The following is a 25,100-nucleotide window of genomic DNA, read 5'->3' as shown; positions in this document are numbered from 1 at the left end:
GATTTGTAACTCACTGATAATAATGAATTAAAGAAGCTGTTTATTCATTGTTCAATGTTTTCTTATTACACATTTCAACCATCTTTTTGAGCAGATGTCTATAATTATTGTAGAATTTTTTTTGTTTTGCAGGTTATTGTTGTATTCCGTACTAAAAAAGGAACAGTCACATGTCTGAAAATTCGATCTCCTCTTGGTGTGATATCACAGTAGAAGACGCCACATCTCTGAAGAATTTCTATGTGAAGGTAATGGGGTGGACTGCCGAAGCGTTTAACATGGGGGATTACGAAGACTACATTATGAAGGACGCTCAAGGTAATGCCATAGGGGGGATATGCCATGCAAAAGGTTCGAACAAGTCTATGCCTGCTAGCTGGATCCAATACTTCACTGTGGCTGATTTAGCTGAGTCACTAAAGCACGTGGTCGCCAATGGTGGCGAGCAGATCGGTGATATTCGCTCACACGGCGATGCACAGTTTTGTGTTATCAAAGACCCTTCAGGTGCTTTTAGCGCTCTTTATCAAGCGAGTTAGGCAAATTCGCAAGAGTGTGCTGCAAGATTTGTGAAAAAAATGTATTCAAACAAGTGGGATGGGAGGGAATACTATGGTGTAGCAAATCTTTGTAATGCAAGTTATCTGGATTTTTCTACGTTACCCATGCTGCTACTTCTTTTACGTGTGAACTGCTTTAAGTTCACACGATTTTTGTCCACTGATTCTTTGATTAACGGATTCCCATGGGAAAAAAAGATCACACCCCGAGAGAGCCCTTTTTATTACAGTTTTATACTAATTATGACTGAATAGTTGAATTGTTTTAGGGAGCTGTTAAATTAGCCAAACCAAGGACTTACATTACGGGAAGGATTACGTTGGCAGCACCATTGGATATCTACGCTGGCCCCACGGCGATGACTGCCCTGAAACGGCATGGCTTTTACCCCTTACTTTTTAAATATTTTCTGGGCGCATCAGGTGGACCGAAATGGTTCGTTTTGACTGGGCTGGACCGCGTTATTTTTCCTGAATGGTTTCAACGCAGGGGAGGGCAAGTTCAGGTAATCGGCTCTTCAGCTGGCGCCTTTCGTGCTGCTTGTTTTGTACAGCATGATCCACTTAGGGCCATTAACAAACTGGCCCACTCTTATGCCAATACAACTTACCCTAAAAAAACAAACGAATTCGATATCTCCAGAAGCGCCAAGAAGATTATCAATAATATGTTAGGGGGCGACGGCATTATGGATGTGCTGACTAACGAACGCTTTAAACTGCACGTAGTTATAGCCAAGTGTCATGGTATGATGGAAAACCAAGGACGATTAGCACAGTTAGGCGGTTTAACTATGGCTGCGAGTGCAAACACCATCAACCGCCGTTACCTCCAGCAGCAATTCACACGGTATATTTTTTCTGCGCCAAAAAGCAAATTTGAGATTAACGATCCCTATAATCTCGAAACAGAACGTCTCGAATTCGGCTATAACAATGTTAAAGATGTATTGCTCGCCTCCGGCTCTATTCCGGTGATAATGAGGGGCGTTGAACACATTGTGGATGCGCCTGTGGGGGTATATCGCGATGGGGGAATCATCGACTACCACTTCGATTTAAGTTTTGGCCCGGAGCCAGGACTTGTTCTATATCCTCATTTTTACCCCCGCCCCATTACAGGATGGTTTGATAAAGGGTTAAAGAAAAGGTGGCCTCACGCCAGCAGTTACGCCAATACGGTAATGCTGGTACCTTCAGCGGAATTTGTTAATTCGTTGCCTTTTTCTAAAATCCCCGATCGTAAAGACTTTAAAAAGATGGATGACAAGACCCGAATCAGTTATTGGGAAACGGTTATTCAAGAGTCTGACAAACTGGGAGAGTACTTTATGAAAATTACCGAGGATCAATCCATAGTGGATTTAATCAAACCGCTACCGTTTGAATGCTTACCCTCTCCAAAAATCAATGAACTGAGTGCAGTTTGAGCAGTTAATCGCCATCTAATTAAAATATACTTGCGTCCGGGCGGGAGCATCGTTATTATACGCGCCGTTCCAGCAACTTAGACTACTGGAACGGCTGCAAGATTTTCAATGCGTCTATAGCTCAGTTGGTTAGAGCGCTACCTTGACATGGTAGAGGTCCCCTGTTCGAGTCAGGGTAGACGCACCATTCTTAAAGGCTTTCGCCTTACGTTCCACCGTTTCCTGAATATGAAACCTATTCCTAGCCGTATACAGCATTGCTATTTGCCATATTATAACGCGTCCAAGTAGGTCTTGAAGACTCAAAACAAATCAAATTGGTAATATCGCCCCTGTTGGAGATGGTAAACACTCAATTCGCGTTGCTAAGCAAGGGTCATAACCTAGGATAGGGGATTTACCAAAACTGGAATTGTTACTGAACAACCCTGTATTCCAATTGATTCTCTACGTGGGTGGGCATGCAAAAGGTTTGTTGATTTTCCCAGCTCTCAAAAAGTAGCCACATTTAGCGCGACCCAAATAGAGCGCAACGCCGTAGCATAAAAAAGGCCGCTAAATGCGGCCTGATTCATTTATTTACGTTTGTTTCGTCTAAAGCCAATAAGAGCTAAAGCGGGAAGAAATAGTGCTGCTGCTAACGGCTCCGGCACTAGATATTTAGTATCTGTCAATGTAAGCGAATTACCCACACCAAAAGCGATTTGATAGATATCATCACCATAGTAATAGTTGTCACCGTAGAGCAACGTCAAATCAAGCGTCCAGCCGTGGTGATTTAGTTGAGGGTCGTACAGAAACGGGTATCCATCCTCTTCTCTATAATAGAAATTATCAATTGTCGCGGTATTATATTCGCCAACTGCCGTTTTATAATGGGGCCGATTGAATGAGGCATCTATTCCGTAAAATGCATTTAGCCGACCTACAATCCGAAAATTGTCAGCGACATTAGTAAGATTCTTATCTAAGTTGATATCCCATGAGTAATAAAGGGGGTTACCATCAAATCCAAGCTCAAATTCGTTAGGGCCAACGTGAATGCTAGTAATATAGCCAGGATTCCTACCCAAGCTGTTATCAATAGTAAACACTTGATTATCTAACTCAGTGTAGTTGAAAGTGTATAGCAGTGACGCATTAGCCCATGCAGGGATTAACAGTGCTGCTAAAAGTAACATCTTTTTCATTATTCAATTCCTTCTGAAGTTGTTAAGTTAATGTTTTGTTGATTTATTTTGTAACTCTACTGTATGTAATTTGTTCAGTTTTTTCAATTGGTTTGTGAGTAGTTTTGGTTTACCCCATTTTCAGGAATGGTTTTGTTATTGTCTAAACGTTCTATTGTGATTTGCGACGCTAGGACACTCGCTTGAATTACGGGCGCTCTCAACTTGTTGGAGTAGAAGTAACCATCCTTATTTGAACGTATATTGATGAAATCTACATCAACCTTATATTCTCCTCGAAGGTCAATCTCGTCCCCTGAGGTTCTCTTCAAGGCGATTCTTTAAACAGCCATGCTCCATGCGTATTCCTTTTTCGTAAATATTAAATAATTCCGTTAGGAGACTACTGGAAACGTGATGGGGTTGTTTATTGTGGAGGGTGGCAATGGTGATCATCTTTCGTATCAGGGCAAGTTAACTGTTTTGAAAGTCTTGGGTTATTTTTAAAACTGTAAACCTTTAAAAATAACTTAAACACAATCACAGCCATATCGTTACATGTGCTGACCGGTAATCGCCATTATTACGACAGCGTGGTTTTTAATACGCCAGCAAATGCGCTGGTCGATTAATACGGTACAATGATAATCTAGGCAGAATCTCTTCTACGCTGGTATATAGGTCGGAAGATATCTTTTCAAATCCATTAAATAATACGTGGTAATAATTATCTACGTCGTGTTTGCTTACTCCCTTAAGCCCATTTGAGTGAGGGTGACGAATGATCAATGAGGCTTGCGTAAGACGCTTAAAGCTCGTCTTCTCTTCGTGATGATTTTCTTAGTTTGTTTAGCAAACTTTTACGATGGGTATCGATAACCCTTCATTGTTCTGCCCGATGTCGTTTTCCTTTAAGTACGTCTATTTTCTGATTACGCATTTGCTTTTCTCGCAAAGCCCTACAAATTAATCCCCGTTCTGTTACGTAGCTGTTTGTTACCATGTGCAGTCAAAAACACCTGTTTTGCCGACAGGTTACCGATATAGTTTACATGGCCGTACCTATTCGATGCCCCACAGCACTCAATGATATTTATTTATGAATTGGTTTTGCGGGCGGTAGTGCAACAACCATAATGAATGGGGCAAGCAAGCTCTGAGGCTTTTCGTCGAATAGAGTATAAGTGAATATGATTTTGTTTGATTTTGCGGACGTAAAGAAGGAGTGTCTGAGTTGATTGCGCGACAATCGCCGCGCCATTTGTAGTGATTTTAAGATGAGGTGATTAGCTTTCGACGCCGACCCAAGCCGACGCCCGCCAAAGCAACCATGCCAGCTATTAACGGCTCGGAAACGCCAACCGTGAGTAGCTCGCCGACAGTGTCTGATATTTCCAGATAACTATTTTCACCAAACATGACAAATTCATCGGCTGAGGGAAGCGCACTTAAGGAGAGCATCTCTACGTAAGAATCTAGCGTAAATTGAAACTCCCAAAAGCCTTCGTCTAGCCAAGGGCTGACATTAACCAAAGGATCATACTCACCACTATATTCCATAGTGATGTTAGCGTTATCCCCATCAATCATGTATGCCGCACTTTCGTCCCCAAAAATTCTGAATACGAGACGGCCTGCGGAAGATAAGTTTATATTTTCTAAATTAACGACAATGCGCGCTTCCTGCATTACCTTAATCGGCGAATTATCGATATCCAGTAACAGGTAACCCGCATCTTCACCATAAACGGAACGGTACAATGATTCACCGATAAGGTGATCTAAATCGTATCTGACAACAGTGGCTTGGGATGACAAGGAAAACAAAAGAAGTAGCGAGGCATAGAAAGCTTTCATAGCAAATCCTTTTAATAATACAAATAACTAAGATAAATGGCAATGCAGTGAAATGCGTTATTAAAATGGGGGGAGGTAGTGCAAGACCTGCATTGCAATCCCAGTGTATACAGAAAACCATTAAAAAAACCACTTAAATTTTCTTTTAGGTATAAGCTTTACCGACTCATTCTTGTTTATTCTAATGAGGTCTTATATTCACTATTTTTATGTATAATTTGTTTGATGCTTTTTTAGTCAGTAGGGTGAAGTAGCAAATAAGCAAGGAGAAACCTATGACTTTAGTAAAAGGGTTACTGCACACTGTTAGCGGAAGCTGCAGAAAGAATATCATTTGCCTCCACGTATCAAGCAAGTCAAGGGATGTATAACCCTGATGTGGTTCTGGTGGATATACGAGACATTCGCGAATTAGAAAATAGCGGTCAAATACCGGGCGCCTTACATGCCCCGCGCGGTATGTTAGAATTTTGGGTAGATCCTGACAGTCCCTATTTCAAACCTATATTTGGGAAAACAAAATCATTTATTTTATACTGCGATTCGGGCTGGCGCTCAACATTGGCTACTGCCACTCTGGTTGAGATGGGGCTACAATCAGTGAGCTATCTCGAAGGTGGTTTCACAGCCTGGAAACGATCGGGTTTGCCTGTAGAACCGGTCGCTCGTGAAGAATTAGTGTTAGGCTAACTTGAAAAGAAAGTTGTTCAAAATGCGCTGCCAGGCTGGTTAAGAAAGGCTTTTTCAGCGGGCGTAGATTCTCTACCTAGAATGGTGTTCCTATGGGGATAGCGGCCGAACTTGCAAATAATATCGCGATGTTGTTTTTCGAATTTTAACTGCGCTTCAAGCCCTTCAGTTGCGAAAAGTTGCATCGCTATGTCATGAATATGAAGTGACTCACTATGCATAAAAGGCATATACATAAACGCACGTTGTTCAATAGGTAACGTTTTATCTGCAGCTAAACTGATTGCTTCTTGAGATAACGCTAATGCTAATACATCATTCGAAAACGCTTTCTCGTTGTCTCTAAAAATATTTCTGGAAAACTGATCCAGCACAATAACCTCAGCCAGTCGTCCCAGGGGAGTGGCCCGCCAGTGCCATAGCTCACCTCTCGTAGCTGCAGTGTGAATTTTCGCGTAGCGAACTGCTATCAACTTGTCTACGCTGTTATCTTTTTTAAACCATTGCTCAGGTTTAAGCTCCTGAAACCAAAATGCGATGACACCTGATGCTTCTTCTGTTGAAATACCAGTCTTTTCTACCATTTGGGTTACTCACTTCTTACATTCGATTCTATTATCGTAGCGTGCTTTCTGTACCGATGCCTGTCGATGATATAAACAGTAAGGCAATCACTAATACAGGCCTGAAACTAAACGGGGACATTCACTAAACTCAACTCTATATTTACTATGAAGAGACGCTGAATTGTTCAAAAATGACTGGTGAACGCTTTATTAAATCTTTCAGCCCGTCCGCTATAGTACATAAGTTGGTATAAGAAGCGGGTCCGTAATGGGGCGAGTCTGGCTTTCCGTTATCGTGTTATAGCTTAGCCTCGCTATTGTCGCGTATTCCCGCCGTTAACTCAGCCTACACCGGAGGGGGTAGACGAGCAAAACTGGGGGGAAGTTTTCTCACTACTATTAGATTAGGATCTTATCTGCCCACTTTTTCGTAAGTTCCTTCGTATGAGCAAAAACATAAGGGACGCAATTGGATAAATTGACTGGGTTCATCAGGGGGCAAAGCTACCCATTCGGCGATGCTTTTGTCAGTATCAAAACAGGGTTACAAGATCTAGGGATGTCACTCCTTGAGCGTATACCCAGTATTGCATTAGGCGCGCTACTACTTCTTATTATCATTTTTGTTGCTTCACCCTTGTCTCGAATATTGCTCAAGCCATTTAACTACGTGACGAAAAGTGATCTTATACGTTCAGTGTCACGCCGTGCTGTATCGTTACTTATCATTTTATTAGGGTGCTACCTTTTTTTAAAGCTAGCAGGATTAACCGAATTTGCAGTGGCGATCATAAGTGGCACAGGGGTGCTAGGTCTTATCCTTGGATTCGCATTCAGGGATATAGCCGAAAACTTTATTTCAAGCTTGCTGCTGACGGTTCAACGGCCGTTTAAACTAGGTGATATCGTAAAAGTAAATGAGTACACCGGTGTGGTTCAAAAGGTTACCACCCGAGCCACCACGTTAGTGGATTTTGATGGCAATCACATCCAAATTCCAAATGCGATTATTTATAAAGGGGTGGTAAAGAATTTCACTACCAATCACAGAATGCGGGGAACTTTTGTCATCGGAATCGGCTACGATAATGATGCCAAAGCAGCGCAACAGCTTGCAATGCAACTATTATCTTCTCATCCCCACGTGTTAGATGATCCCGAGCCACAGGTGCTGGTGGATAATCTTGGTTCATCAACTATAAATTTGAAAATCTACTTTTGGATTAATGTAGAAGTTGTCAGTGTACTAAAAATGGCATCCGTACTGATGCGAGACATAGTGGCACTGTTTGAAGGTAGTGGTATAAGTATGCCGGATGATGCCCGTGAAATAATATTTCCGGAAGGTATCAACGTAATCCAATCCAGTGAGCAAAAAAGAGCGCATGAGGAGGTGTCTCATAAAGAGTCGAATGTGATTTCACGCGCATATGAACCTGGAAAAGTTAAATCTGCGAAGGATTCAGCCCCTGATGATGTGAGCAGTGAAGCTCAATCTATACGACAGCAGGCAGCACAGACCAGCGATCCCAAAAGCGGTGAAAATATTCTTTAACGCGTACTTGTCGCTGAGACTTCAATTCCACACTGCTTAAAAAAATTTTGCCACATTACGACATGGTTTTGCATTTGTGTCTGATATTCAGCAAAACCTTCCACAGTATGGTGATGAACATACTGCTTAAACGGCTCGCTTAAACTATCGTCGTTAATCCAACTATCCCACACGGGTTGTAATTGATAGTGGTAATGATTTAACTTACTGCCAATAGGTTGTATTTTTTGAACGAAGAACAGCTGAAAAATATTTCGTAGTATTTCCGCCTTATTGAAATCCGTGGTCTTAGTACAGTCTAGCTTTTTAAGTTCAAAGGCCGTTACCTCAGTAATACTTGCTAATTGACTGGCTAAAACTGATTGGGTGCGCCACAGTTTCGCCGGTAACCTTGATAATTGAAGCGTTGCCAAGCTTGCTTCAACTTCGTGATTTACCACCGCTAACGGATTGTTTTTTAAAGAGTTCAGGTAAGAAAGAGCAATAACCGAATTCATGTCAGTATGTTCTGAAGTATTGCTTAACGTACCTTGGCTAACACTTAAGGCGGTTTTGATTTCTTCACTCTTTTGGATGAGAGTGCCCCAGAGCGCGGTATACTGTGATTGCTTTATTTTGAATATCTTGCCAATACGTTGTGAAAGCTCGGTATGCGTTAAAGCAATTGAGAGTTCACAACGTTCCAGAAGCGTGAGCAATTTTGCTTCATAAACAAATCGCTGCGACAAGGGCTGTACTTTCCCTAAAGTGGTGTTTCTTTCTGCTATCAAAGAAGACAGTTCACACTGACTCAAACGACTAAGGTCGAGTAAATTGATACTGTTTTTTTCAAATTCACGGGTAGCGTCTGGAATATCAGGAAACGCGAAACCACGGTTACGAACAGGCGTGATGACGGGAATATCGAGTACCCGTTGAAGTCGCTGCCGATAATCATTCAGCGTTGTCTCCAATGCGGGTTCAAAGCTACACGACAAAATACCCACTATAGATATAACTATGAGTCCTCGTAGGTATAGCCGTTCTGAAAATTTACTAATCATGCGGTGGCATTTGATTGAATACTTCTGCCGCCGTCAACATAGATCGTCTGCCCAGTGATGTAGTCAGCATTGATCAAAAACAACATAGTGTGCGCTATTGCTTCGGGGGAGCCTAACTTTTTTAAGGGTACGGTGTTTATTAACTGTTCCTTTTCTTCTTTAGACATCTTCCTTTCTGGCCAGAGAATAGGTCCAGGGGCGATTGCGTTAACGCGAATAGTTGGCGCAAGCTCAGTGGCTAGAGAACGGGTTAATGAACCCAAGGCCGATTTGGCTAAACAATAAACTGAATGCTCTGGAAGAGGCCTGTCTATATGCATGTCAGTTAAATTAATGATGCAGCCATTTTGTTGTTGCAAGTTTTTCTGTAAAGCTTGAACTAAAAAAAGTGCGCCTTTGACATTACTGCCGATTAATTCATCCCAAACCGGGAGTGTAATTTTCCCCAATGGCGTGGGATAGAAGGCGGACGCATTATTTACCAGCACATCGATTCTGCCAAAAGCCTTGAGGGCTTTTTTAGCCAACAATGCGACATCTTCCATATCGGATAAATTGGCTTGAATGATTTCTGCGGAGTTCATTTTTGAAGTATTAAGTTGACCTTGTAACGCCTTCGCAGCTTCTTTTGAATTATGGTAATGGATAATTACCCGGTAACCAGCGTCATGCAGACTTATCGCTAGCGTTTTTCCGATGCGCTTGGCCGCCCCTGTAATCAATGCAACGGGTGAGTCGGTCATTTGTTTTCCTAATACTGATGAAGAAATTGCTGAATAATGGATTGAGAGGATGACACATAATCACCACCAAATAAAAGGGCGTGATTAAGCAAATGATATAGTTGATAAATCTGTTTTCGAGCTTCGTAGCCTGGCTGCGTTGGTAGCCTTTGGTAATAGGCATTGTAAAAGTTTATCTTGAACCTTCCAAATAACTCAGTCATGGCGATATCAGTTTCAGCGTCACCCACGTAGACGGCAGGATCGAAAACCACGGGGCCATGTTTGCAAAAACCTACGTTCCCCGACCATAAATCTCCGTGTACTAGTGAGGGCGTTGGTTTATGATCCGAAAGAAAAATGAGCACTCGTTCGACAAAATGATCCGGATTAATAATGCGTACATCTTTTCGGGCAAGCTTTTCGAGCATCGCTCCGATTCGGTGTTCGGCAAAAAAGTGAGCCCAGCTTTCAGTTTGCGTATTTTGTTGAAGGGTCGCGCCAAGATAATTCGGGTGAGGCCAGCCGAATTGTTCTATTGCAGTAGTAGACTGATGCATTGTCGCGAGTTGTTCCCCCAACGTTGACCATTGGTCGAATGAACCCGATTGGAACTTAATATGTTGAAGTACCAAGTACGCCACAGGCACTTCATTGGTAGTGACTTCACCGGTGCAAATAACCCGTGGGCAGGCGAGGGTATTTGTACCACGAATTGCCGATAGCCCTTCAGCTTCTCGAGAGAATGCATCAATAGTCAGGGCTGTAGATGTTTTAACAAAATATCGGTGGGTATCATCTTTAACAATATAGCAGTCATGAGTGTCTCCACCGGCTACGCGATGGAAGCTTTGCACCACAAAATCATTCTGCGTCTGTTCACTGATATGTTCGCTAATAAAATGCCACATATATTGCTTTTGTAATGAGAAAGATAATACAAAAGTATGACAAAGATTGAGGGCATTTCCACAAAGCAGGGGGGGTGTTTTTGATTAATTTAACGCTTTTTTTAAATACCGTTGCATAACTAATGCTTACCGTTATAATCCGATGTCCTTGGGCAACATTGCCCGTACGATTCGCAGTAAGCGGTAAATTAACTACATAAGATACAAGTGGCACAGAGTAGGTGTCACCACTGTTAAGGAATTTTCATGCCTGTAATAACTCTCCCTGATGGAAGTCAACGCGTCTTCGACCATGCAGTTTCAGTTTTAGATGTAGCCCAAGATATCGGTCCGGGTTTGGCTAAAGCCACCATTGCAGGTAAGGTTAATGGTGAGCGGGTCGATGCCGTCGACCTGATAGAACAAGACGCCAATTTACAAATAATTACCGCGAAAGATGAAGATGGTCTAGAAATTATTCGCCACAGTTGCGCCCACCTTATTGGACACGCAATTAAGCAGTTATGGCCTGATGCAAAAATGGCAATTGGTCCGACTATCGATAACGGCTTTTATTACGATGTAGACATGCCGCATAGCTTAACTCAAGAAGACTTACAAAAGTTAGAGAAGCGCATGCTTGAGTTAGCTAAAACCAATTATGATGTAATAAAGAAAAAGGTCAGTTGGGCAGAAGCACGAGAAGCATTCGCACAGCGCGGTGAAACGTACAAAATTGAAATTCTGGATGAGAACATCAGCCAGGAGGATAGACCAGGGTTGTATCACCACGAAGAATATGTGGATATGTGCCGTGGACCGCATGTTCCGAACATGCGCTTTTGCCACCACTTTAAATTAATGAAAGTGGCGGGAGCTTACTGGCGAGGCGATAGCGAAAATAAAATGCTACAACGCATTTACGGTACGGCTTGGGCTGATAAAAAACAATTGAAAGCCTATCTTAATCGCCTTGAAGAAGCAGAAAAACGAGATCATCGTAAGATCGGAAAGTCGCTAGATTTATTTCACTGGCAAGAAGAAGCACCAGGCATGGTATTTTGGCACAACGATGGCTGGAGTATATATACCGAACTGGAAAGATTTGTTCGCGGATTGTTACGTAAATACCACTACGATGAAGTTAAGGGGCCATTAATGATGGACCGTTCGTTGTGGGAAAAGTCTGGTCATTGGGATAAATACGCAGAAAACATGTTCACGACCGAGTCCGAAAAGCGTGAATATGCTATTAAACCAATGAATTGTCCGGGTCACGTACAAATTTTCAATCAAGGGCTGAAATCTTATCGCGATTTGCCGATAAGAATGGCTGAGTTCGGTTGTTGCCATCGCAACGAACCATCTGGAGCGCTACACGGACTTATGCGAGTGCGGGGTTTCACCCAAGATGATGCACACGTTTTCTGTACTGAAGAGCAGATTCAAGCGGAAGTGGGTAGCTGTATTGATATGGTTTACGAAGCTTACGAAACGTTTGGATTTAATAAAATTGCCGTGAAACTTTCGACTCGACCCGAAAAACGTGTCGGAAGTGACGAAATCTGGGATAAGTCAGAAAAGGCATTGGCAGACGTGTTAAATGACAAAAACATTGAGTTTGCCTATTTGCCGGGTGAAGGTGCATTCTATGGGCCGAAAATTGAATTTACGTTGTATGATTGCCTAGATCGGGCATGGCAATGTGGAACAGTTCAATTAGACTTTTCTATGCCGAACCGTTTAGGCTCTACCTACGTAGCAGAAGATGGTGAACGTAAAGTTCCTGTTATGATCCACAGAGCGATACTGGGGTCACTTGAGCGTTTTATTGGTATTTTAACGGAAGAATATGCGGGATGGTTTCCACTTTGGTTGTCTCCACAGCAAGTTACCGTAATGAATATTACTGATAAACAAGCGGGTTTTGTCAACGAATGCGTACAAAAACTGCAAGATTTTGGCTTTAGAGCAAAGTCTGACTTGAGAAATGAGAAAATAGGCTTTAAAATTCGCGAGCACACTCTTAAAAGAGTACCATATATGCTTGTCATTGGTGACAAAGAAGTGGAAGCTGGAGAAGTTGCCGTGCGAACACGCAAAGGTGATGACTTGGGTAAAATGTCCCTCGACGCATTTATGAACAGAATGCAGCAGGAAATTGCTGACAAATTGATTTAGAATCTTAATCTGATATCAGATGAGATTCAGTGGTATACTTGCTTACCACAACGGTGCCCTCAATCAAAACGGATTGATTCAGGGTGTACGATGATAATTTTTGGAGGAATAGCACATTAAAGGCGCTAATAATAAGGCTCAGGGCGATAAAGCCCGCATTAACGATGAAATCAAAGTCAATGAAGTTCGACTCATTGGTGTTGAAGGTGAACAGATAGGTGTAGTACCCATTACAGACGCTTTGAAAAAAGCAGAAGAGGTAAATCTCGATCTGGTCGAAATTAGTCCGAATGCTGAGCCGCCAGTCTGTAAAGTTATGGACTATGGCAAGTTCCTCTTTGAAAAAAGCAAGGCTCAGAAAGAGCAAAAGAAAAAGCAAAAGCAAATTCAGGTCAAGGAGATTAAATTTCGCCCTGGCACTGATGAAGGCGATTACCAGGTAAAACTGCGCAACCTGCGTCGCTTTCTGGAAGGCGGTGACAAAGCCAAAGTCACAATCCGTTTTCGCGGACGTGAAATGGCGCACCAGGATATTGGTATTGACTTACTTAACCGGGTTAAAACCGAGTTAGAAGACATTGCCAACTGTGAGTCTTTCCCTAGAAGGGTAGAAGGCAGACAGATGATCATGGTGCTCGCCCCACTTAAGAAGTAGTAGTGGTCTAAAGTTTTCAGGATTCTGCACTCCCGAAACACCCTGCTGCAAATGTAACTGGTGAAATGATGACTGCACATCTCATTAGCCAATATTAACAATGCGGAGTTTTAGCAATGCCTAAAATGAAATCTAACAGCGGAGCAGCCAAGCGCTTTAAAAAGACTGGCTCGGGTCGCTTTAAAAGCAAGCAGTCTCACTTACGTCATATCTTGACTAAGAAGAGTACTAAGCGTAAACGCCATTTACGTGGCAAAAAACTGGTTCATGATGCTGATACCAAATTGGTACAGCGTATGTTGCCATACGTTTAAGACGAGGAGACTGAATAATGGCTAGAGTAAAACGCGGTACCATTGCACGTGCCCGTCATAAAAAAGTTTTAAAACAAGCTAAAGGTTACTACGGTGCTCGTAGTCGCGTATATCGCGTAGCGGTACAGGCTGTAACTAAAGCTGGTCAGTATGCTTACCGTGACCGTCGTCAGCGTAAACGTCAATTCCGCCAATTGTGGATTGCTCGTATTAACGCGGCAGCCCGTCACAATGGTATGTCATATAGCCGTTTCATTAACGGTTTGAAAAAAGCGTCTGTTGAAATTGATCGTAAGATCCTTGCCGACATCGCAGTACATGACAAAGCAGCATTCAGCGCATTAGTCGAAGCGGCTAAAGGTGCATTAGCTTAATTATTAATTATTAACTAATTAAGTTTAAGTTCTTTCGGAAAACGGCGAACCAGGATGGTTCGCCGTTTTTCGTTGTGAAGCGCATTCTAATTCCCAATAATAGGTGATTAGCGCGATGAATGTGGGATATATGTATGTCTCACGTATTGATTAAAGAATGCTATGACTCTTCAAGTCGTGAGAACACAGCGCGGATACATACCCGTTTCATGTTTCAAGTAAGACTATCGCAACTCTTGCAAACTTAAGCTTCACTCTCCTACCGTTTCCAGACGTGGGTTTGTCAAAAGTTGAAACGCGTTCGTACTTAGTGCGCATCCATATTCCTGTTGAGTATAAGATGGCTCTAATGCCAATGCCAATGCCAATGCCAAAGACAAGGCTACATATGGCGCGGGGTTGTGTGGAGCAAAAGGTGAGGCAAACTGGGGGCTAGCTGCACACGGGCGATTTACTAAAAATATCTAATAAACCTCTAACAAACCATCATGACGATCTGCCACGCATAATCATTTTGTTTGACGTAAGTTAACGCACCAATCAATCAGTTTCAACAGGATGAGACAACAGGGTGGCGTCAGGAATCCAAACGGTAACCAACAACTTCTTTAATTAAAAAGCCCAATATAAAACAGTGATGCTTTTGGCTAATTACCGTGCACGTGGAACGCAGAGTCAAATAGTAAATAGTTACTTGCCATAGTGTGTCCACAGCCAACTTCTAAGAACTTGTGAACGAGGGATGTTCAGCGATTTAGCCGTTTTTAACAGAGAAGATAGCTTAGGTTTTTTACCAGAAGCGATATCGAAAGGGGTTCTTAATTGAAGTTTCCCCGAAAACATATCGCTTGATAATGGGGTGTAGTAGAGACAGTCCTTGAAAAAATAATGGGTTACTTGACTATAACGTGAGCTTTTTGGATTATTAACTTTGGAGCCGCCATGTAGTAACCCGCTAGCCCAAACAAGCGCATCACCTTTTTTCATTTTTGCTAGTTTGACTTTCATGTCAAACTTCACAACGAGTTGTTCAATATACTTCTCATATTCAGGGTAGCTGATGTGAGAGTTTCCCTGTCCAGGTGTGCCATGCTGGAGGTTTAATGAGAACAAATCGATATTTGGTAAAGTGTGACTATTTTCCACATATTTTATTGCCCCGTTTTCTTCCGAAATATCTTCCAAAGCGACCCATACTCCAGCCATGAAGTGGTTTGGATAACTATTGAAATGGACGGTGTCAGCATGCAGTTTTTGTTGCGTACCTTGATCAAAATTCAGTGACTGGAAGGCAAATGTTTGTTTTCCATATACGTCGGATAAAAGTTTTATAATCCGCTTATCAATAGCAAGCTCTTTTATCACCTGAGATTGTTTCCAGCCATCTTGCCATCTTAATCTACCGGTCGTTTTTCCTTTTTCTTTTTCAAAATGCGCTTTGCACTCTTCCACAATTTTATTGGCGCGCTCTTCAGATACAAAATTCTCTAAGATACTAAATCCAGTATTCTTCAGATCCAAAGCCACTTTCATGGCTTGGTCATCCTGAAATTGGGAACGTATCTCTTTTTCGTTGAGAGCGTGAAATAATGGAAGTTGAGCTAAGTGTGGCATGAAGTTCCTTTTAATAGTTTACGACGCTACTTAATACGATTATATCGATTCTACATGATTAGTAATAAAGTAGACGGCGATTATACACTGTAAATTTAATAAATCAGCTTGATTAGGTAGCGAATTGAGTTAGCTCTCGTGTAAACTACGCTTTTTGAATTTTTAGGCGGCTGCGAAAATAACAGCAGTTATCCAGTCATTATGCCAATCGGGGAAATCATGGAGCTTGAAGCAATTATCAATCAGGCAAAAGCGCAGATTGAAACTGCAGATGATGCAGCATCGCTTGACCAGGTCAGGGTCGAGTTTATGGGTAAGAAAGGTAAACTTACGGAGCTATTAAAAGGGCTCGGACGTTTATCTGCAGAAGAACGTCCTGCAGCAGGCCAGAAAATTAATGTGGCGAAGCAGGAGATTCAGCAGGCAATAAGTGCAAAGGGCGACGCGCTGCGCACTGCTGAAATGAATAAAAAGCTTGCTGAAGAAGCTATTGACGTTACCCTGCCCGGTAGAGGAGAAATCCCAGGAAATTTGCACCCAGTTAGTCGCACTATTGAGCGCATAGAATCCTTCTTTTCTCAACTAGGCTTTGCTGTGAAAAGTGGCCCTGAGATTGAAGATGGTTTTCATAATTTTGATGCATTGAATATTCCGGCTAATCATCCGGCTCGCGCTGATCACGATACGTTCTACTTCAATCCGGATGTGATGTTACGTACACAAACATCTGGTGTACAAATTCGAACGATGGAAGTGGAAAAGCCACCTTTAAGAATCATCTCGCCTGGCCGTGTTTACCGAAATGACTATGATCAAACGCATACGCCTATGTTTCATCAGGTTGAAGGGCTGATGGTCGATAAGAATGTTAGCTTCACCGAGTTAAAAGGTATATTGCACGACTTTTTACATCACTTCTTCGAAGAGTCATTACAAATTCGTTTCCGCCCCTCTTACTTTCCTTTCACTGAGCCTTCTGCTGAAGTAGACGTGATGGGTAAAAATGGCCAATGGTTAGAGGTATTAGGTTGCGGTATGGTTCACCCAAATGTCCTTAAAGCCGTAAATATTGATCCGGAAGAGTATACCGGATTCGCGTTTGGTATGGGCGTTGAGCGTCTCACCATGCTCCGTTATGGCGTAACTGATTTGCGCGCATTTTTCGAAAATGATTTACGTTTCCTCAAGCAATTCAATTAAAGGCAAGTAACTAATGAAGTTCAGTGAAAATTGGTTAAGAGAATGGGTTAACCCAGCAGTGACAACTGCAGCGTTGTCTGAGCAACTTAGTATGGCAGGCCTTGAAGTTGACGGAGTTGAGCCCGTGGCAGGGGAGTTTACCGGCGTAAAAGTAGGCAAGGTCATAGAGTGTGGCCAGCATCCGAATGCAGATAAACTTCGCGTAACAAAAGTGGACGTAGGCGCAGACACGCTGCTCGATATTGTGTGCGGCGCACCGAATTGCCGCCAAGGAATTATGGTTGCTGTAGCCGTTGTCGGTGCAGTACTTCCAGGTGAATTTAAAATAAAGAAAGCAAAACTACGTGGTGAACCTTCTATGGGCATGCTTTGTAGTTTTTCTGAATTAGGCATGGGCGAAGATCATTCCGGCATCATTGAATTGCCAGCCGATGCACCTATTGGTCAGGATATCCGCGAATATTTAAATCTCAATGATTCTACTATTGAAGTTGACCTGACCCCAAATCGCGCAGATTGTCTTGGTGTGCGAGGCATTGCCCGGGAAGTTGCGGTACTCAACGATCTTGATTTGATTGAGCCTGACGTAGAATCGGTAAAGCCAACCTGTGATACGAAATTAACTGTAAAACTAAATGCGCCCCAGGGTTGCCCCCGTTATCTCGGTCGCGTGGTTAAAAACGTCAATGTGAACGCATCGTCCCCCCTTTGGTTAACTGAAAAGCTAAGGCGGTGTGGAATACGTAGCATCGATCCTATCGTCGATGTCACTAATTTTGTATTACTGGAACTTGGCCAACCTATGCACGCTTTCGATTTGGATAAAATCGAAGGTGGTATTCAAGTAAGAATGGCAACTTCTGGTGAGCAACTAACGCTATTAGACGAAAATACGGTTGAACTGTCTGACAATACCTTAGTGATAGCGGATGATAAGAAAGCGCTAGCAATGGCTGGGGTTTTCGGCGGTTTGCACTCTGGCGTTTCCGCTAAGACGAAGGACATTTTGTTAGAAAGCGCTTTTTTCAGTCGTGATGTGATTATGGGGCGAGCACGACAATATGGCTTGCATACCGATGCTTCACATCGCTATGAAAGAGGTGTAGACCCTCAACTTCAGCACAGAGCTATGGAACGTGCAACTGCGCTTATTCTGGAGATTTGTGGTGGCGAAGCAGGACCTATAGCGGAAGCTGCAGATGAGCATTCCTTACCGTCAGTTACCGAGGTGACATTACGGCAAGAAAGACTCAATCGGGTGTTAGGAATTGAAATATCCACGGATAAAGTTACTCAGCTTCTTTCTCGGTTAGGTCTTGCTACTACTTTCTCTGAAGGCGTCTGGTACAATATTGTTCCTAGTTATCGTTTTGACATAGCCATAGAAGAAGATTTAATCGAAGAAGTTGCTCGTATTTACGGATATAACAATATTCCAGACGTTGCCCCTACTGCGCATTTGAATATGTTGCCCGCACAAGAGGCGTATTTATCCGACGCTCAACTAAAATCAGTCTTGTTGCAACGCGGTTATCAAGAAGCGATCACTTATTCGTTTGTTGATCCTAAAATTCAGCAAGCGCTCTTTCCGGGGACTAAATCTTTAACATTACCTCACCCTATTTCTTCTGATATGTCAGTAATGCGGGTGAGTCTTATGCCGGGTTTACTGGGGGCCGCAGCGTATAATCAAAAGCGCCAGCAAGCTCGAATTCGATTTTTCGAAACAGGCCTTAAGTTTATAGCAGATGATTCAGCGCCAAATGGCGTGTTACAAGTTCCGGTAATTGGCGGTTTAATAGTCGGAAAACGAAATGAGGAACATTGGGATTTAGGTGACGAGGCCTTTGATTTCTACGACCTCAAAGGTGATGTTGAAGCGCTATTAACGTTAACGGGTAACGTTTCTGAATTTTCGTTTGTAGCATCTAATCATTCTGCATTACATCCGGGGATGGCTGCTGACATAGAATTTCAGGGTAAAAAAATTGGTGTGATTGGCGCAATCCATCCGCAATTCATGAAGTTGCTAGGATTAAATGGTCGGGTTTTTGTGTTTGAACTTGATCTTAGCGCGATTAATACGCGTAATTTGCCCCAAGCAAAACCCATTTCTCGTTATCCCGCAAACCGTCGCGATATCGCCATTACGGTGAAAGATGACATTGCGGTAGGAGATATACTAAAATTTGTAGAAAAAATTGGCGTAAATCAACTAGTTGGCCTAAACTTGTTCGACGTATATAAAGGGAGTGGTATTGAACCCGGCTATAAGAGCCTGGCAATAACACTAATTTTGCAGGATACAGACAAAACTCTGGAAGAATCTGAAATACAGCAAGCCGTAAATACGGTTGTTTCAGGGCTAGAGTCAGAGTTTGAGGCAGCGTTAAGAGAGTAAACTATGGCATTGACCAAAGCCGAGATGGCTGAACACTTATTCGAAAAGTTAGGCATAAACAAACGTGATGCAAAAGATCTGGTAGAAGCTTTTTTTGAAGAGATTAAAGCCGCACTGGAATCTGGTGAACAAGTGAAACTATCAGGTTTTGGTAATTTTGACCTGAGGGATAAAAACGAACGTCCAGGACGTAACCCGAAAACAGGTGAAGATATCCCCATTAAGGCCAGAAGGGTTGTGACGTTTAGGCCAGGGCAAAAGCTAAAAAGCCGAGTTGAAAATTCAAAGCCGAGTGAATAACTTATAGAATGCTTTGGATGATGTTGTTAAAAGCAGTCGACTTCATGTTCGACTGCTTTTTTATTTGGCGATTGATCTCGGTTTAAACGTAATTTATGTCGCTTCTCTTTTAGCAAATATCAAGCAGCAATAATGGATGATTAGCGCTGAGAAAACGGAATCTATCTTATTCCCAAGCCAATGGAGCTGTACCTTCCTTTAAACGCGGTTACTCCGACTGCTGAATTGCTTATTTCTTCCTCGCTTAGCCTCACTGAATTTCCCTAATCGGCTGATGTAATATCAAAAAGCGCCATAGATGATAGGCGCATATCGTCTCGAAAATGTATAAGCATTATTTTTCTTAACAGACGAGCTCAAGTGTGATTATTGGCCGGACTTAACGTAAAGTTAACTCCTGCCAAATATCTTTCATAAATCACTATGGGTAAAATCGGGTGAGTTAATTCACCGCAGCTGTGCAATTTTATTGGGCAATTATGCTAAATTACGCAAGGTGAATTTGAAATGTGGAGAAGGTATGAAGCGCATCGCTTTAGTAGGAATGTTGGTTTTAGCGATTACTGTTGTGGCGTGGTTTGGGTGGTTATCAAAAGATTCGGCTACAGATGAAGTTGTGCCTGTGATAACTGTCATGGACATCTTACACGCTACCGATCTTCAGGAAGGCATCAAACAAGCGGTATTAAAGCACGATGTTGATAAAGTTGAACAGTGGTTGGAAAAAGCGCAAGAAGTAGCAGAAGAGGCCAGATTACCCCAATCGGACATAAACTATCTGGAATCAAGACAGGCTAAAGAATACGTAATCTTTAATGCAAAGCGAACCTTGTTTAATGACGAATTCGAGCAGCGTTTTTATTCTTTGCAAGATATCGAGTCGTTGAAGAAAAAATATCCGGAAGCAAAAGATTTATTTCCTAGCGTTGAACGCCTTTTGGCTAAACGGGATCAAATCGTTATGAATATAGCCTCGACTCTTTCAGATGGCGCAGAGCCAGGGGCAGCTGAGATTAAAAAAGCCAAGGCTATGTGGGTAGAGCGCTATAAACAGCAAACCCAAAGTGAAAATAATGAAAATTTAACGCAATAAACGTAACCTTTTACTTATTGGTAATAGCCACCCTAAGGCCTTAGCCTGCTGGTTTTAAGGTAAGGGTATGTTCGACCGGGCCGGGTAATAATGGCGTAGAGCGTTGGTTTGCATAGTCATCAAATCCTGTTTTGTAAAAAGGTGAAAGGGGATGCCCAGATTGTCCGCCTGGGATTGTCATAATGGCCTTTTCAAGGTGCTTAGGTTGGACAAAAAAACGTTGTGAAGCGCCAAAAGTTGGTAATTGAACCGCCGGCATATAGCTATCACCGTAGCCAGCGACTTCATCCATATTCAAGTATTTAGCCATAAACGGCATTTGCTTAGCAAAGGGATGAGCTACGCGTAATGTGTTTACTTTTCCCCACGTTAAATCCATCAACGAACGCGTTCCGTGTTTTTTAAATAATTTATCTTTAGTTATGTCATAGCGGGAAAGTAAAAAAGACTGCCATGATGACTGTCCTACTGGGAGCCAACTCTTGGGCTGCTGTTCCAGAAGTTGCCATAATGCAGGCTCGAGCTGCCGATATAATTGCGCAGGATCTATCTCATTTTCAGTAAGTTTACTGAATATGGGACTAAATAATGCGTCCACTATCGATGAACGGTAGCGTCTTACCAATGTGTAGCCAACAGAAGATTCACAGGCACACGCCTGCCAATTTTCAAGGGTTTCGATGTCCTCGTGATATTTATCTTGTTTACTTTGTAATAAGGCCAGTAGGTGTTGATGCCACGGAGTTAGAAATTGTGCTTTATTATCAAGCTGTATTGCATAAAAATCCTGTTCGTTGAATTGTTGTTTCTCATGTAGTCTCTGTTCAATTTGTTTTGCCCTCGCGCCGAGTGCATAACCGCCATCGCCAAAGCGAGACATTTGCTCAGCCGAGATTACGCGAGAATTCGCCGTCCAAATTCGGTTCTTTGGTGGGTTTTTAATAATGGGTAAATCGCGTTCGTTCTGCCCCCAGCTGTCATCCCACTTTGCTTCAGCAATCGCACGAAGAGTGGGAGTAGAGCGCGCCGTTACAGCTCCCCCTGGCGTCCAGGCAGCATTACCTTGCCCGTCAACCACTACAAAATTTTGAGCTGGGATAGCCATAGTTCCAGCCACTTCAAGCGCATCATCAACTGACTGAGGAGTATCTAAGTCAGCAATTCGGAGGTTAACAGCATAAGGATAATGAGCCACCCAGCTTAATGCGTATCGCTTGTTATCAACGGTTCTAACGGGACCAAACTCACTCATTTCAAGCTTGTATTCGTATTCATCGTTATCGATGCTGATTTTTTCGATGATAGTGTGGGTTTTCGTTGATTCACTCAGCGCAATCCAATCGACATTATCAAGATTGGAATTGGTAAATCCCCATGCTATGAAGCCATTAGTTCCTACCACTATGCCAGGTAAACCCGGCAGAGAGACCCCGGTTAGCTGCACATCGTGACTTTCGTGAATATAATTAAGTTGGGTGCGATACCAAATAATAGGTACGCGTAATCCGAGGTGCATGTCGTTTGCCAGCATTGCGCTACCTGTTCGGGTAAGTGTTCCGGTGACTGCCCAGTTGTTACTACCAATGTCTAACGGTTCTTCAAAAGTTTGATGCGCGTCAGCAGTCTGAATATTCAACTCAGGAATAGAGATATCTTTCGGAGGGATAACACTTACGTCCAAAGCTGATTGATAGGGGCTGGGCTGAGTCAAAAATTCCAGCATAGGCTGACCAAAATAACGAGCAACTCCAGTACGTGCCATATCTAGTTCGACCTGTCCAAGCTGCAAGTCCATATACATGGAAAATACAACTAAAATGCTATCTTGAGGCGTCCAGCGTGCCGGTGAAAATCCGGTCAATACATACTCAAACGGAGGAACGGATAACTCATCGATTACCTGATTTACTCCTCTTGTATAAGCCTCCAATAGTGCTTTTTGCTCGCTATCTAGTTCTCTATAAACTACATCTGCGCGTTTACGGAATTGATGGAATCTAGCCCGCTTGTCAACATCAATAAGCTTTTCCCCCAACCATTCTGCTAACTCACCAGCGGCTACACGGCGTTGCAAATCCATCTGGGTTAATCTGTCCTGGGCATGGGCTATGCCTAAGGTGAAAGCCGCATCAGTACGGTTTTTTGCATTAATTATTGCCTGACCCAACGTGTCACGGGATAGTGTACTTACTGCGCTGAGGTGTGGGGAATCGAGAGCGCCTCCAAGGTCGGGTAAGCTTGAACGCATTACTACGACCAGGGTTACCGCCAAAGCTAAAATAATGCTAATAAATCCAATAGACAGCCACTTTATCCAGTGCATCACGTGTTAAACTCTCCTTTTTTCAACTATCCTAACCAACACCTGAAGTGATGAGAAGTAACTTTTGAGAGGAATATGATGGGTCCTTTGATGATGGACTGTTCTGCAGAGCTATTAACAGCAGAAGAGCGTGAAATGCTTGCTCATCCGCTAACGGGCGGAATAATTCTTTTTTCACGGAATTATTATGATCAACCGCAATTAACTGAATTGATTCGTCAAATACGCGACGCGTCCAAAACGCCGCTGATTATAGCTGTAGATCACGAGGGGGGGCGCGTTCAACGTTTCAAGCAGGATTTCACACATTTACCCGCCATGGGACAACTCACTGAGCTCACCAGCACGAAAGAGGAAGCAGGCAATTTAGCAAGAGACTGTGGTGTTATTATGGCTTATGAGCTTAAGTCAATGGACATTGATTTAAGTTTCGCGCCGGTATTGGATATTAATGGTATCTCTAATGTCATAGGCGATCGCGGTCTAGCAGACAATGCCAGCGATGTGATTGTGTTAGCGAGAGAATTAATTGCGGGCATGCGACTTATGAATATGCCCACCACCGGTAAACATTTTCCTGGTCATGGAAGTGTAGAAGCAGATTCCCATATTGCAGTCCCTGTAGACGACCGTTCGCTGGAAACTATTTTAGAAGTGGATACAAAGGTGTTTAAAGCCTGTGTTACGGATAATTTACTGGATGCAATTATGCCGGCCCATGTGATTTATTCGGCCGTGGATCCACAACCGGCTGGTTTTTCTTCTTACTGGTTGCAAACGATGCTAAGGCAGCAATTTGGTTTCACTGGCGTTATATTTTCAGACGATTTGTCTATGGAAGGCGCAAAGGTGGCGGGTAATTACTACCAGCGAGGTGAGGCAGCGCTGCTGGCAGGTTGTGACATGATTTTAGCATGCAATAATCCTGCGGGAGCGGTTTCAATTTTAGACAATCTATCCCATAACTTTATTGGTAATCCCCGCTTAAGCCAGTTTGTACATCATGCGTTACCTAAAGACGCGAAAAAATACTATGAAGCATCAATAGACGCATTGAAAAAGGCGCTCGTTTGACAACAAAATGGAGTCACCAAGACGTTGTTGGCTCCGACTCTATTTTGCTATCTCATAGAAGAAATATCAGGTAACTATTATCATCATATGCATAAGGCATGTCTTTGTTGTCGGGACCAACAACACCAATAAAGTCATAATCCCGGTTTTCCAGAATAGGTAGCATTTCCATTTCAAATACTCTGCCATTAGCGTCGATTACGCGACCTTCCCTTTCGAATGCTGTAAAATCCGCTACATGAGATTCGATAAGTGTTTTTAACTCTTCAATTAGTTCTTTCTGCTCACGTAGCAACTGTTTGTCAACATAGAGGGGGTCGCCAGCTTCCTGAATTGCGCGAACGATTAATTCACTTATTTGATTAGTATATTTATTGATATCGTCTTCAATTAGTCCGATGGGTAGGGAGTAGGGAGTAGGGAGTAGTGAGATAGACTTTATTTTTTATCTGCCTTCTGGTGCTTCCAACAACCCACCAGCCACTTTAATGAGTTTAAGTCAGCTTGGTCTCCATCGACATAGCTTGGTAGGCAAATCGCCAGAATTAAACGTGAGGTTACGTTAACGGGACACTTTCTCAACATCTTTGACTCCGCTTACTGCGTTTTCATAGCGAGCAAGTACAAAGAAGTAATCAGAAAGCCGGTTAATAAATTGTAATATGACGGCAGGCACCTGGTGTTTTTCCGACAGCGCGACTAACGCACGCTCTGCGCGTCGACACACGGCACGGCAAATATGGCTTTGTGAGGCACTTACTGCTCCACCCGGAAGAATAAAAGACCGTTGTTCCGGAATGTCTTGGCTGAGACGATCGATTTCAGTTTCTATCGCCTGTACATCTTCCTCGCTCAGAGTTGAGGTTGCAGAAATAGCAAAGCCGACTTCGAACAGTTGATTTTGTAGGGACGAAAGTAAAGGATTGGGCGTTTTGCTTAAACTAATTAACAAACCTATATGGCAATTAAGTTCGTCTAGCTCGCCATAAACCTGCAAAATTTCATCCGATTTTGCCAGTCGCTCGGTTTTTTCCAGGTAAACCTGAGTATGCCCCTGGTCACCTTTTTTCGTATAGATTTTGGACATGG

The 25,100-nt window shown here is 42.8% G+C and carries 24 protein-coding genes and 1 tRNA gene; 14 read left to right on the top strand and 11 right to left on the bottom strand.

Translation table 11 applies throughout. The annotated features are described in order from the left end of the window. Positions 1–170: 170 nt before the first annotated feature. From OPS28_RS02270 to OPS28_RS02260, 3 genes are all read left to right on the top strand, one after another. A complete protein-coding gene (locus tag OPS28_RS02270; protein WP_265607815.1) occupies positions 171–539 on the top strand; it encodes a VOC family protein in 369 nt (122 codons plus the stop codon). A 380-nt stretch (positions 540–919) separates the two neighbouring features. Beyond that, on the top strand, positions 920–1,990 hold the full coding sequence (locus OPS28_RS02265; protein ID WP_265607862.1) for a patatin-like phospholipase family protein: 1,071 nt from the start codon (positions 920–922) through the stop codon (positions 1,988–1,990). Positions 1,991–2,100: 110 nt separating this feature from the next. Beyond that, positions 2,101–2,177: transfer RNA gene (locus OPS28_RS02260), tRNA-Val, on the top strand. Between the two features lie 388 nt (positions 2,178–2,565). Here OPS28_RS02260 and OPS28_RS02255 read toward each other — a convergent pair. The 3 genes from OPS28_RS02255 to OPS28_RS02245 form a co-directional block, all read right to left on the bottom strand. Next, positions 2,566–3,180: a hypothetical protein gene (locus OPS28_RS02255; RefSeq protein WP_265607814.1), complete on the bottom strand. Its 615-nt coding sequence runs from the start codon at positions 3,178–3,180 to the stop codon at positions 2,566–2,568. An 83-nt stretch (positions 3,181–3,263) separates the two neighbouring features. Then, positions 3,264–3,491 carry a hypothetical protein gene (locus OPS28_RS02250; RefSeq protein WP_265607813.1) on the bottom strand — a complete coding sequence of 76 codons (228 nt, stop codon included), beginning with the start codon at positions 3,489–3,491 and terminating at the stop codon, positions 3,264–3,266. Positions 3,492–4,431: 940 nt separating this feature from the next. Further along, positions 4,432–5,016, bottom strand: coding sequence for a hypothetical protein (locus OPS28_RS02245; RefSeq protein WP_265607812.1), 585 nt, complete (start codon positions 5,014–5,016; stop codon positions 4,432–4,434). 303 nt (positions 5,017–5,319) lie between these two features. Between OPS28_RS02245 and OPS28_RS02240 the strand changes: the two genes are divergently transcribed. Next, positions 5,320–5,706: a rhodanese-like domain-containing protein gene (locus OPS28_RS02240; RefSeq protein WP_269468565.1), complete on the top strand. Its 387-nt coding sequence runs from the start codon at positions 5,320–5,322 to the stop codon at positions 5,704–5,706. 17 nt (positions 5,707–5,723) lie between these two features. Here the strand turns inward: OPS28_RS02240 and OPS28_RS02235 are convergent, their stop codons facing one another. Then, the gene (locus tag OPS28_RS02235) at positions 5,724–6,290 is read right to left on the bottom strand and encodes a DUF924 family protein (RefSeq protein WP_265607811.1); all 567 of its coding nucleotides are present in this window, start codon (positions 6,288–6,290) and stop codon (positions 5,724–5,726) included. Between the two features lie 451 nt (positions 6,291–6,741). Here OPS28_RS02235 and OPS28_RS02230 point away from each other — a divergent pair, with 451 nt between their 5' ends. Beyond that, the gene (locus OPS28_RS02230; RefSeq protein ID WP_265607810.1) at positions 6,742–7,827 is read left to right on the top strand and encodes a mechanosensitive ion channel family protein; all 1,086 of its coding nucleotides are present in this window, start codon (positions 6,742–6,744) and stop codon (positions 7,825–7,827) included. On the opposite strand, the gene OPS28_RS02225 is transcribed toward OPS28_RS02230, so the two are convergent. Genes OPS28_RS02225 through OPS28_RS02215 form a run of 3 tightly spaced genes read right to left on the bottom strand, consistent with a single transcriptional unit; the run spans position 7,824 to position 10,503 of the window. After that, positions 7,824–8,870, bottom strand: coding sequence for a DUF3080 family protein (locus OPS28_RS02225; protein ID WP_265607809.1), 1,047 nt, complete (start codon positions 8,868–8,870; stop codon positions 7,824–7,826). The genes OPS28_RS02230 and OPS28_RS02225 overlap by 4 nt on opposite strands. Next, positions 8,867–9,613, bottom strand: a complete 747-nt coding sequence (locus tag OPS28_RS02220; RefSeq protein WP_265607808.1) for a pteridine reductase — start codon at positions 9,611–9,613, stop codon at positions 8,867–8,869. Before OPS28_RS02220 ends, OPS28_RS02225 begins: the two co-directional genes overlap by 4 nt. Before the next feature lie 8 nt (positions 9,614–9,621). Then, complete coding sequence (locus OPS28_RS02215; protein ID WP_265607807.1) at positions 9,622–10,503, bottom strand: fructosamine kinase family protein; 882 nt, start codon at positions 10,501–10,503, stop codon at positions 9,622–9,624. A 246-nt stretch (positions 10,504–10,749) separates the two neighbouring features. On the opposite strand from OPS28_RS02215, the gene thrS reads away from it, so the two are divergent. The 4 genes from thrS to rplT all read left to right on the top strand — a co-directional run bounded on the left by thrS (position 10,750) and on the right by rplT (position 14,006). After that, a complete protein-coding gene (thrS, locus tag OPS28_RS02210) occupies positions 10,750–12,663 on the top strand; it encodes a threonine--tRNA ligase (RefSeq protein WP_265607805.1) in 1,914 nt (637 codons plus the stop codon). 115 nt (positions 12,664–12,778) lie between these two features. Next, complete coding sequence (infC, locus tag OPS28_RS02205) at positions 12,779–13,318, top strand: translation initiation factor IF-3 (RefSeq protein ID WP_265607860.1); 540 nt, start codon at positions 12,779–12,781, stop codon at positions 13,316–13,318. 116 nt (positions 13,319–13,434) lie between these two features. Further along, positions 13,435–13,632, top strand: a complete 198-nt coding sequence (gene rpmI, locus OPS28_RS02200; RefSeq protein ID WP_018981376.1) for a 50S ribosomal protein L35 — start codon at positions 13,435–13,437, stop codon at positions 13,630–13,632. 17 nt (positions 13,633–13,649) lie between these two features. Next, complete coding sequence (gene rplT, locus OPS28_RS02195; protein WP_169209315.1) at positions 13,650–14,006, top strand: 50S ribosomal protein L20; 357 nt, start codon at positions 13,650–13,652, stop codon at positions 14,004–14,006. 690 nt (positions 14,007–14,696) lie between these two features. Here the strand turns inward: rplT and OPS28_RS02190 are convergent. Further along, positions 14,697–15,620 carry a phytanoyl-CoA dioxygenase family protein gene (locus OPS28_RS02190; protein ID WP_265607799.1) on the bottom strand — a complete coding sequence of 308 codons (924 nt, stop codon included), beginning with the start codon at positions 15,618–15,620 and terminating at the stop codon, positions 14,697–14,699. A gap of 219 nt (positions 15,621–15,839) precedes the next feature. On the opposite strand from OPS28_RS02190, the gene pheS reads away from it, so the two are divergent. The 4 genes from pheS to OPS28_RS02170 all read left to right on the top strand — a co-directional run bounded on the left by pheS (position 15,840) and on the right by OPS28_RS02170 (position 20,614). Then, positions 15,840–16,820, top strand: coding sequence for a phenylalanine--tRNA ligase subunit alpha (pheS, locus tag OPS28_RS02185; protein ID WP_265607798.1), 981 nt, complete (start codon positions 15,840–15,842; stop codon positions 16,818–16,820). A gap of 13 nt (positions 16,821–16,833) precedes the next feature. After that, positions 16,834–19,221 (top strand): phenylalanine--tRNA ligase subunit beta, encoded by a 2,388-nt coding sequence (pheT, locus tag OPS28_RS02180; protein ID WP_265607797.1) that lies wholly within the window; start codon positions 16,834–16,836, stop codon positions 19,219–19,221. 3 nt (positions 19,222–19,224) lie between these two features. After that, a complete protein-coding gene (gene ihfA / locus OPS28_RS02175) occupies positions 19,225–19,521 on the top strand; it encodes an integration host factor subunit alpha (RefSeq protein ID WP_265607795.1) in 297 nt (98 codons plus the stop codon). 520 nt (positions 19,522–20,041) lie between these two features. Then, the gene (locus OPS28_RS02170) at positions 20,042–20,614 is read left to right on the top strand and encodes a hypothetical protein (protein ID WP_265607793.1); all 573 of its coding nucleotides are present in this window, start codon (positions 20,042–20,044) and stop codon (positions 20,612–20,614) included. Positions 20,615–20,654: 40 nt separating this feature from the next. On the opposite strand, the gene OPS28_RS02165 is transcribed toward OPS28_RS02170, so the two are convergent. Next, positions 20,655–22,937 carry a penicillin acylase family protein gene (locus OPS28_RS02165; RefSeq protein WP_269468564.1) on the bottom strand — a complete coding sequence of 761 codons (2,283 nt, stop codon included), beginning with the start codon at positions 22,935–22,937 and terminating at the stop codon, positions 20,655–20,657. A gap of 75 nt (positions 22,938–23,012) precedes the next feature. Here OPS28_RS02165 and nagZ point away from each other — a divergent pair, with 75 nt between their 5' ends. After that, on the top strand, positions 23,013–24,011 hold the full coding sequence (gene nagZ, locus OPS28_RS02160; protein WP_265607791.1) for a beta-N-acetylhexosaminidase: 999 nt from the start codon (positions 23,013–23,015) through the stop codon (positions 24,009–24,011). A gap of 52 nt (positions 24,012–24,063) precedes the next feature. Here the strand turns inward: nagZ and OPS28_RS02155 are convergent, their stop codons facing one another. Then, entirely contained in the window at positions 24,064–24,306 is a 243-nt protein-coding gene (locus tag OPS28_RS02155; protein WP_265607789.1) for a hypothetical protein, read from the bottom strand. A gap of 267 nt (positions 24,307–24,573) precedes the next feature. After that, on the bottom strand, positions 24,574–25,098 hold the full coding sequence (locus tag OPS28_RS02150) for a cob(I)yrinic acid a,c-diamide adenosyltransferase (RefSeq protein ID WP_265607788.1): 525 nt from the start codon (positions 25,096–25,098) through the stop codon (positions 24,574–24,576). Between the last annotated feature and the right edge of the window lie 2 nt (positions 25,099–25,100).

This window comes from Alteromonas sp. ASW11-130 (assembly GCF_026183735.1).
Lineage (GTDB): Bacteria > Pseudomonadota > Gammaproteobacteria > Enterobacterales > Alteromonadaceae > Alteromonas.
Note: the sequence above shows the minus strand (reverse complement) of the source record. Positions and strands in the feature narration are given on the sequence as shown.

What these genes read in the sequence shown, in the direction of transcription:
- rpmI (WP_018981376.1), top strand. Translation starts at nt 13,435, where the DNA reads ATGCCTAAAATGAAATCTAACAGCGGAGCAGCCAAGCGCTTTAAAAAG.
- OPS28_RS02165 (WP_269468564.1), bottom strand. Translation starts at nt 22,937, where the DNA reads ATGCACTGGATAAAGTGGCTGTCTATTGGATTTATTAGCATTATTTTA.
- pheS (WP_265607798.1), top strand. Translation starts at nt 15,840, where the DNA reads ATGGAGCTTGAAGCAATTATCAATCAGGCAAAAGCGCAGATTGAAACT.
- rplT (WP_169209315.1), top strand. Translation starts at nt 13,650, where the DNA reads ATGGCTAGAGTAAAACGCGGTACCATTGCACGTGCCCGTCATAAAAAA.
- OPS28_RS02270 (WP_265607815.1), top strand. Translation starts at nt 171, where the DNA reads ATGTCTGAAAATTCGATCTCCTCTTGGTGTGATATCACAGTAGAAGAC.
- pheT (WP_265607797.1), top strand. Translation starts at nt 16,834, where the DNA reads ATGAAGTTCAGTGAAAATTGGTTAAGAGAATGGGTTAACCCAGCAGTG.
- nagZ (WP_265607791.1), top strand. Translation starts at nt 23,013, where the DNA reads ATGATGGGTCCTTTGATGATGGACTGTTCTGCAGAGCTATTAACAGCA.
- OPS28_RS02190 (WP_265607799.1), bottom strand. Translation starts at nt 15,620, where the DNA reads ATGCCACACTTAGCTCAACTTCCATTATTTCACGCTCTCAACGAAAAA.
- OPS28_RS02220 (WP_265607808.1), bottom strand. Translation starts at nt 9,613, where the DNA reads ATGACCGACTCACCCGTTGCATTGATTACAGGGGCGGCCAAGCGCATC.
- ihfA (WP_265607795.1), top strand. Translation starts at nt 19,225, where the DNA reads ATGGCATTGACCAAAGCCGAGATGGCTGAACACTTATTCGAAAAGTTA.
- OPS28_RS02245 (WP_265607812.1), bottom strand. Translation starts at nt 5,016, where the DNA reads ATGAAAGCTTTCTATGCCTCGCTACTTCTTTTGTTTTCCTTGTCATCC.
- OPS28_RS02225 (WP_265607809.1), bottom strand. Translation starts at nt 8,870, where the DNA reads ATGATTAGTAAATTTTCAGAACGGCTATACCTACGAGGACTCATAGTT.
- OPS28_RS02150 (WP_265607788.1), bottom strand. Translation starts at nt 25,098, where the DNA reads ATGTCCAAAATCTATACGAAAAAAGGTGACCAGGGGCATACTCAGGTT.
- OPS28_RS02255 (WP_265607814.1), bottom strand. Translation starts at nt 3,180, where the DNA reads ATGAAAAAGATGTTACTTTTAGCAGCACTGTTAATCCCTGCATGGGCT.
- OPS28_RS02170 (WP_265607793.1), top strand. Translation starts at nt 20,042, where the DNA reads ATGAAGCGCATCGCTTTAGTAGGAATGTTGGTTTTAGCGATTACTGTT.
- thrS (WP_265607805.1), top strand. Translation starts at nt 10,750, where the DNA reads ATGCCTGTAATAACTCTCCCTGATGGAAGTCAACGCGTCTTCGACCAT.
- OPS28_RS02215 (WP_265607807.1), bottom strand. Translation starts at nt 10,503, where the DNA reads ATGTGGCATTTTATTAGCGAACATATCAGTGAACAGACGCAGAATGAT.
- OPS28_RS02265 (WP_265607862.1), top strand. Translation starts at nt 920, where the DNA reads ATGACTGCCCTGAAACGGCATGGCTTTTACCCCTTACTTTTTAAATAT.
- OPS28_RS02235 (WP_265607811.1), bottom strand. Translation starts at nt 6,290, where the DNA reads ATGGTAGAAAAGACTGGTATTTCAACAGAAGAAGCATCAGGTGTCATC.